The organism is Cellvibrio sp. OA-2007 (assembly GCF_000953825.1).
In the GTDB taxonomy this organism is placed as follows: Bacteria; Pseudomonadota; Gammaproteobacteria; order Pseudomonadales; family Cellvibrionaceae; genus Cellvibrio.
On sequence record NZ_BBUL01000082.1, the window covers coordinates 96292 to 103294 of the forward strand.

General features: G+C 46.2%; 8 protein-coding genes. 7 read left to right on the top strand and 1 reads right to left on the bottom strand.

All coding sequences use genetic code 11. The annotated features are described in order from the left end of the window. Window positions 1–11 precede the first annotated feature (11 nt). A complete protein-coding gene (locus tag AWU77_RS06495; protein ID WP_062060515.1) occupies window positions 12–431 on the top strand; it encodes an HIT family protein in 420 nt (139 codons plus the stop codon). 45 nt (window positions 432–476) lie between these two features. Next, complete coding sequence (locus AWU77_RS06500; RefSeq protein WP_062060524.1) at window positions 477–1184, top strand: hypothetical protein; 708 nt, start codon at window positions 477–479, stop codon at window positions 1182–1184. 24 nt (window positions 1185–1208) lie between these two features. Here the strand turns inward: AWU77_RS06500 and AWU77_RS06505 are convergent, their stop codons facing one another. Next, window positions 1209–1787 (bottom strand): TMEM165/GDT1 family protein, encoded by a 579-nt coding sequence (locus AWU77_RS06505; protein ID WP_062060526.1) that lies wholly within the window; start codon window positions 1785–1787, stop codon window positions 1209–1211. 250 nt (window positions 1788–2037) lie between these two features. Here AWU77_RS06505 and AWU77_RS06510 point away from each other — a divergent pair, with 250 nt between their 5' ends. The 5 genes from AWU77_RS06510 (at window position 2038) to AWU77_RS06530 (ending at window position 6950) form a co-directional block, all read left to right on the top strand. Continuing rightward, on the top strand, window positions 2038–3348 hold the full coding sequence (locus tag AWU77_RS06510) for a PAS domain-containing sensor histidine kinase (RefSeq protein ID WP_084618139.1): 1311 nt from the start codon (window positions 2038–2040) through the stop codon (window positions 3346–3348). 10 nt (window positions 3349–3358) lie between these two features. Beyond that, window positions 3359–4903 carry a sigma-54 dependent transcriptional regulator gene (locus AWU77_RS06515; protein WP_062060528.1) on the top strand — a complete coding sequence of 515 codons (1545 nt, stop codon included), beginning with the start codon at window positions 3359–3361 and terminating at the stop codon, window positions 4901–4903. A gap of 68 nt (window positions 4904–4971) precedes the next feature. Further along, window positions 4972–5211, top strand: a complete 240-nt coding sequence (locus tag AWU77_RS06520; RefSeq protein ID WP_062060530.1) for a type II toxin-antitoxin system Phd/YefM family antitoxin — start codon at window positions 4972–4974, stop codon at window positions 5209–5211. Then, window positions 5208–5633, top strand: coding sequence for a type II toxin-antitoxin system VapC family toxin (locus AWU77_RS06525; RefSeq protein ID WP_202966629.1), 426 nt, complete (start codon window positions 5208–5210; stop codon window positions 5631–5633). Before AWU77_RS06520 ends, AWU77_RS06525 begins: the two co-directional genes overlap by 4 nt. 555 nt (window positions 5634–6188) lie before the next feature. Continuing rightward, a complete protein-coding gene (locus tag AWU77_RS06530) occupies window positions 6189–6950 on the top strand; it encodes a hypothetical protein (RefSeq protein ID WP_062060532.1) in 762 nt (253 codons plus the stop codon). Window positions 6951–7003 lie beyond the last annotated feature (53 nt).

The following is a 7003-nucleotide window of genomic DNA, read 5'->3' on the forward strand; positions in this document are numbered from 1 at the left end:
AGGAGTTAGTTATGGCAAGTGTTTTCACAATGATTATGGAAGGCAAGATCCCCGGCAACTTTGTCTGGAAAGATGAAAAAGCCTTTGCCATTCTCACCATTCAGCCCATCCGCCAAGGGCATGTATTAGTAATCCCCCGCGAAGAAATTGATCAGTGGAGCGATTTGCCGCTGGATCTAGCCGCGCACCTAATGCAAGTCAGCCATAAAATCGCCAATGCATTGAAAGTGGCTTATCCCGCAACACGCGTGGGTTTTATGATCGCCGGGCTCGAAGTGCCACACACCCATATTCATTTGGTGCCGATGGACTCAATGGATGATTTAAGTTTTGCGTTCGCCAAAAACGCCGATGGCGAAGAATTAAAACAAACCGCAGAAAAAATTCGCGGCGTATTGCAAGGGCAGGGTTTTGCCGAGGCATTGGTGTAATAAAGTGTTGCGCCCGGTTATTGCGGGCGCACTTGAGCTGACTGTATGAATTTGCTCCTCCCTCCTGGCCAATTATTGTTTTGGTTAAGCCTTGGTATTGCAATTCCAATTTTGGTATTAGCAATTCGCCACGCGCCGTGGCGACAACTTCTGGTTAGTCAGCCCCGGCAGCACGCATTGTTTGCAACGATTCTTGCATTGGCTTTATTGTGGCTGCTGCAAGTTTCCGTGCGCGATACTTTGGCCATTCACCCATTATTGATGACCGTCACCACGATGATTTTTGGTTGGAGTCTGGCGGTTTTAATTGGTGCCGCTGCATTAATTGCATTGGAAATTTACCAAGTGCCACTGCATGCGCTTCGTTTGGATTGGGATGTTGCCGTCGCACAATTTGATTTAAGCACCTTTCCGGTGGATTTTTGTTTGAGCGTTGTTGTACCGGTAAGTTGGGCTTGGTGTGTGCTTTGGCTGGTGGATCGCTGGAAATTTAAAAACCCCTTCACCTATTTTTGGGGCGTGGGATTTTTTGGCGCAATGCTAAGTTGCATCTGGCTCGGGCTCATCGCCATGTTGTTATTTGCTATCACCGGCAGTGAGGTTCAACTCGCCACGACCCAAGAGCATTTTATTGTTTTTGTATTGATGACTTTTCCGGAAGGTTTTGTGAACGGCCTTGTCGCCACTGTGATGACGGTGTTGTATCCCGATATGGTAAAAACCTATCGGGATGATTGGTATTTGAAAGATTAATTCCGAACTGGAATAGTTAATTTATTATGGTGCTCCCATCCCCAGCAAGGTTGCAACCCCCAATCCAATAAACAAAACACAAGCCGCTTTGTGTGCAAAGCCGAGCGGCAATTTATCCATTAACCATTTCCCTGCAAAAATAACGGGCACGTTTGCCAGTAGCATGCCGAAGGTCGTTCCTGCAATTACCGCAAGTGTCATCCACATATCGGCACTGAATTTTGCCGCGAGAATGACAGTGGCGATTTGGGTTTTATCGCCAATCTCCGCCAGAAAAAATAACACCAGTGTGGCGACAAAAGGACCGTAGTTAGCAAAGCGCCCCATTTCATCATCTTCTTTATCCGGGATTAGCAACCACGCGCCAATGGCGATAAAGCTGCCGCCAATTATCCATTTAATCCACTCGGCGGGAATCACATCCGCCAACACCGCACCAAGCCATGCGGACAATGCGTGATTTACCAGGGTAGCGATCAATACGCCGAGGCTGATGATGTAAGGGCGGCCATAGCGAGCGGCGAGGAAGAGTGCGAGCAATTGGGTTTTGTCGCCAATTTCGGCGATGGCGACAGCGAGAGTTGAGCTAAAAAAGGCTTCCATTGATGGACTCGGCACAGGAATAAATGAGGTGGCGAATTATAGGGAGAGGGCGCTGCATCAACAATGCTTCAGCCAAATGTTTGACTTTGTTTTTGCAGTTGTAGAGATAAGCTATTGATAAATAATAAAAAAATGAGTTGGCACTAGGCTTGCAATTACCCATCTAAAGCTGTGGTTTTTTAAATGTTGCCGTTGGTTTATTGACGGTGAGCAGATGAAAAACAGTACAAATTGAATATTCGGGGTTTTTATGACGCAAGCAGTTTCCAATGTAATTAAGGTCGGTAGTGCTATTAAAGCGCGCTCTGGTCTTTTGGCTGCCAACTCAGCTGAGCCCTTGCTAGCGCCTTTGCCGCTGGATAAGGCGATCAGTGAAAAAGGTCAGGATCTTAAACACGCGTTTGAGTTGTTCAATCAAATGTCGGAGCAACTTGCCGACTCGTATCACTTATTGGAAAACCGCGTTGCTGAACTAAATGAAGAGCTGACCAGCCTCAGCGATCGCCGCCTGCAGGAATTGGCCGAGAAAGAAAAGTTAGCCAATCGCCTTGAAAGCCTGCTCAATTTTTTACCCGGTGGTGTGGTGGTGTTGGATTCCTCCGGTCGCGTTTCTGAATCCAATCCTGCCGCAATTGAATTATTAGGTGAGCCTCTGCAGGGTGAATTGTGGCGCGAGGTGATCAGCCGCTGTTTTGCGCCACGTCAGGATGATGGTCATGAAGTCTCACTGCGCGATGGCCGTTTAATCAGTATCCAAACCCGTAACCTGGGTGCAGATGGCCAAATTATTTTACTCACCGATCAAACCGAAACCCGTCGTTTGCAAGGCGAATTAAGTCGCCACGAGCGTTTGTCCGCACTGGGCAAAATGATGGGTGCGCTCGCGCATCAAATCCGCACGCCCTTATCGTCTGCCATGTTGTACGCCGGTCATTTGTGCAGTGGCAAATTAGATGATGAACGTCGCCAACAATTCTCCGAAAAAATTCTCGGGCGCTTGAACAATATCGAGCGGCAAATTCAGGACATGTTATTTTACGTTAAAGGCGAGCTTGCCTTAAATGATGTGATCAGCGTCGCCGAGTTGCAGGCCGATTTGGCCGAAGCAATGGAAGTACCGTTAATGACCAGCGAATCCACCTGCGAGTGGGTGAGTAATTGTCGCGAACAATATATTCAATGTAATCGCGAAGCATTAATCGGCGCCTTATTAAATTTGGTCAACAACGCGATTCAAGCGGTGGATCGCAAAGCCGCGTTGCGTGTTGAATTTAATGTCTATCCACAAGTGCCCAATGATGCAGCAGCGAATACATCGCTCAACAGCGAAGAGCAGCGTTTATGGATTCGTGTGTGCGACAAAGGGCCAGGCATGCCGACTGAATTACTTGCATCGGTAGGGGATTTATTTGTCACCACCAAAGCGCAGGGCACAGGTTTGGGTTTAAGTGTTGTTAAAGCAGTTGCGCGGGCACACCACGGAAAATTTTTATTGCAATCAACCTTGGGCAAGGGGACTTGTGCAAGTTTGCTGTTGCCTTTCGCGACTTTTACATCTTAGGAGAATAATCATGGCGTTAGCATTGCAACAAGCTGCATTTGAAAATGCGATCAAAATTTTGGTTGTTGAAGATGACAACAACCTCCGCGAAGCATTAACAGATACGCTGCAACTAGCCGATTATTCGGTGATTGCCGTCAATAGTGGCGAAGCGGCACTGCATGAGTTGTCGCGCTACAGCGATATCCGCATGATTGTGTCCGACGTCAACATGGGCGCAATGAGCGGCCATGATCTATTGCGCAGTGTAAAACAAGAATACCCACAAATCCCGATGATGCTAATTACCGCCTACGCCAGCATTGCGGAATCGGTCGATGCAATGAAACAGGGCGCAGTGGATTATTTAGTGAAACCCTTTGCGCCGCAAACACTGGTGGAAACCGTCGCACGCCATTTAGGTGTGGCACAAATTGAAGGCGACGAACCCGTTGCCATGGCGCCATCCAGCAAACAATTATTGCAACTCGCCCGCCGCGTAGCGCAATCCGATTCCACCGTATTAGTTGTTGGTGAATCCGGCACCGGTAAAGAAGTACTCGCGCGTTATATTCACGACCATTCCTCCCGTCGCAATCAACCGTTTATCGCCATTAACTGCGCAGCGATTCCCGAGAACATGTTAGAAGCCATGTTGTTCGGCCATGAAAAAGGCGCCTATACCGGCGCGCATACCAGCAGCCCCGGTAAGTTTGAGCAAGCCAATGGTGGCACTTTATTGCTCGATGAAATTTCTGAAATGGATATTGGCCTACAGGCGAAATTATTACGCGTATTGCAAGAGCGTGAAGTGGAGCGCTTGGGTGGCCGCAAAACCATTAAATTAAATGTGCGTGTCATCGCTACCTCCAACCGCAATATGCGCAGCGATGTAGTCGCCGGAAAATTCCGCGAAGACTTGTATTACCGCTTGAGTGTATTGCCGCTGCAATGGGCTCCGTTGCGCGACCGCGCGGAAGATATCATCCCGCTTGCAGAAAAGATTTTGCAAAAACACGCGCAAAAACAAAATCGTCGCGGCGTCAGCTTATCGGCATCTGCGCAACAAATGCTGCTGGCCTACCCATGGCCAGGCAATGTGCGCGAGTTGGATAACATCATGCAACGCGCATTAATTTTGCAGGAAGGTAAATCCATTCAAGCTGATGATCTGGGTTTAGGTGCAAATGGTCCATACTCACAAAGCCCAACAAACTACAGCCAAAAACCCAATTTGTTAGAAGCCGCGCAAGCGGTCAATACCAGTGGCGATTTTGATTCGGTTGGCGCAGCATCATTCGCCGCGCAAGCCTACGCCCGCGCCAGCCAATTCCCGGTTGGCGGCGTCGCAGACAATATCGCACTGGTCAGCAATCAACCTGTGCATCATCCATCGCTGAATAACCCGGCGTTGGGTAATGACCTTAAACAACGCGAATACGAAATCATCATGAACACCCTGCGCAACGAACGCGGTAGCCGCAAAAATACCGCTGAACGTTTAGGCATCAGCGCCCGCACTCTGCGTTACAAAATCGCGCGCTTGCGTGAAGAGGGGTATGAGATCACCGAATAATTGGTTGAAAATCGTTCTGTTTGGCTATAGACTAGGTACCTAGTCTATACTGGTGTGGGGTGATTTTTATGCTGAAAGAAATAGGTTCTTATGATGCTAAAACCAAGCTTCCCGAGATTTTACGGCGAGTGGAGGCGGGCGAATCTTTTACGATCACCAATCGCGGCAAAGCGGTTGCTGACTTGACTCCAAGTAGCGCGCGTAGCCAACAAAAAACTCAGCTGGCAATTGATTCAATATTGAAAGCTAAAAAGGTAGTGATTAGCGATACTGATCTGCATGAACTAAAAGCAGATGGTCGTAAATGATGCAGTTCATTTTGGATAATTCGGTGGCCATGCGATGGCTGCTCGCTACGGGTAAGCTAACTGATCAAACATACGCCGAAACAGTCTTGCTCTCCTTGAACGAAACCCAAGCAATAGTTCCGCAAATTTGGCAGCTTGAAGCTGCCAATGTTTTATTGGGCGCAGAAAAAAGAGGTCAGTTGGATGCAGAAAACGTAGAGGCGTTTGTATCTCATTTAGATAGTCTGCCCATAGTGACCGATACTCTCACGCATCAACAAGTTTTCTCTCGCACCATGTCCTTAGCCCGCGCCTATAAGCTCAGTAGCTATGACGCCGCTTATTTGGAGCTGGCATTGCGTGAAGGATTACCCATAGCAACCCTGGATCAAGATCTATTAAAAGCTGCGCTAAAGGCCAATGTAAAAATTTATTTAAAATAATTTTGAAAAGTGGCCAAAAATCACCTTGATAGGTAACCAGTCTGTGAGGGGTATGAGATTACGGAGTAATACGCTCGTAAGTATTTTGTGTAATACGCTGTAATATTCCTCACCACCGCAAGTCGCATAGTCTTACCTCTCCAGTCAAAGGATTGACCACAACATCAACTGCAGGGCAGGGTTGCACTTTTAAAACCCGAATCAACCCTGCTTGGATGCGGTGAAATTATGGATAAAAAACACTTCGCTCTCTTCTCTTGTTCATCCCAAATCTGATGCCTCTGTAGTATCTACGATATATGTTGCCAACCAACGCCAATAACTGCGGTATTCGGTTGTGAGATGGTATGAGCTTAAGCGCTTTTTTAGAGTGGTATTGTTGATAATGTGCTTGCGGGTCTGGGAGCGTTGTGTAGACTGGTTTGTGCCCAAAGCGGAAGGCGACAACTGTATCTCTGAGAGTTCATACAATTTTCAGAATTCCATCTATTTGGATGGCCAGTTTAATTTCAGTTTGGCTATCCGAGATAAACAGGTAATTAATTAGAGTTGAAAATGAGATTAAAAGAAATACAAAGAACATTAAAAGATATTGACTTCGAGAATGTTGGACTGAGATATGATTTCAACAACGATCGAATTATTAACATAGAAAAATTCAAAACGTTTTTGAATTTAATCGAAGCGCTGCCAATATACGAAGCGGAAATAGAAAAACTACATAGGTCTCAAATATATCAAACTGGACATGATACACTAAAACTGGAGTCATCAGAAGGCAGAAATATATATCAAACCTCCAATTATTTGGTCAATAGTGCATCATCACTATCGATAGTTTTTGAAAAATTGCTGCCACCAACATGTGAAGAATCAATATCCGTAAAGCTTCCTGACCCGGGAAATTTTGACGATCTTATAAAAAACATGTCGATATTGCAGACTTCGCTATCGCAAGTTGTCGTTCACAAAGATATTGACGGTTATGTCAACATTAATAATTGGGAGCATGGATCTTATTGGATAGAGCTTATACTTGGAACCCAAGCTGCAGTCGCTGTTGTGTCGTCTATTGCTTGGGCAGCAGCAGTTATATGCAAAAAGTATAATGAAAACAGAATTCTTGAACAAACTGTGCGATCACTCGAAATTAAAAATGAGAGTTTAGAAGATATTTTGCTAAGACAAAAAGAGCTGACAAAACAACTAATTTCTGCGGAAACCAATCAAGTTATCGACAAGCATTATTCTGATAGAGATCCCGAGCATATTAAAAGGGTGATCCCTACCGCGAATATCGGACACCTTAGAAACTGAGTAAACTTACTCCAGAGGTGATCCATGAGCAAGAAACAATCCACGCAAACGAA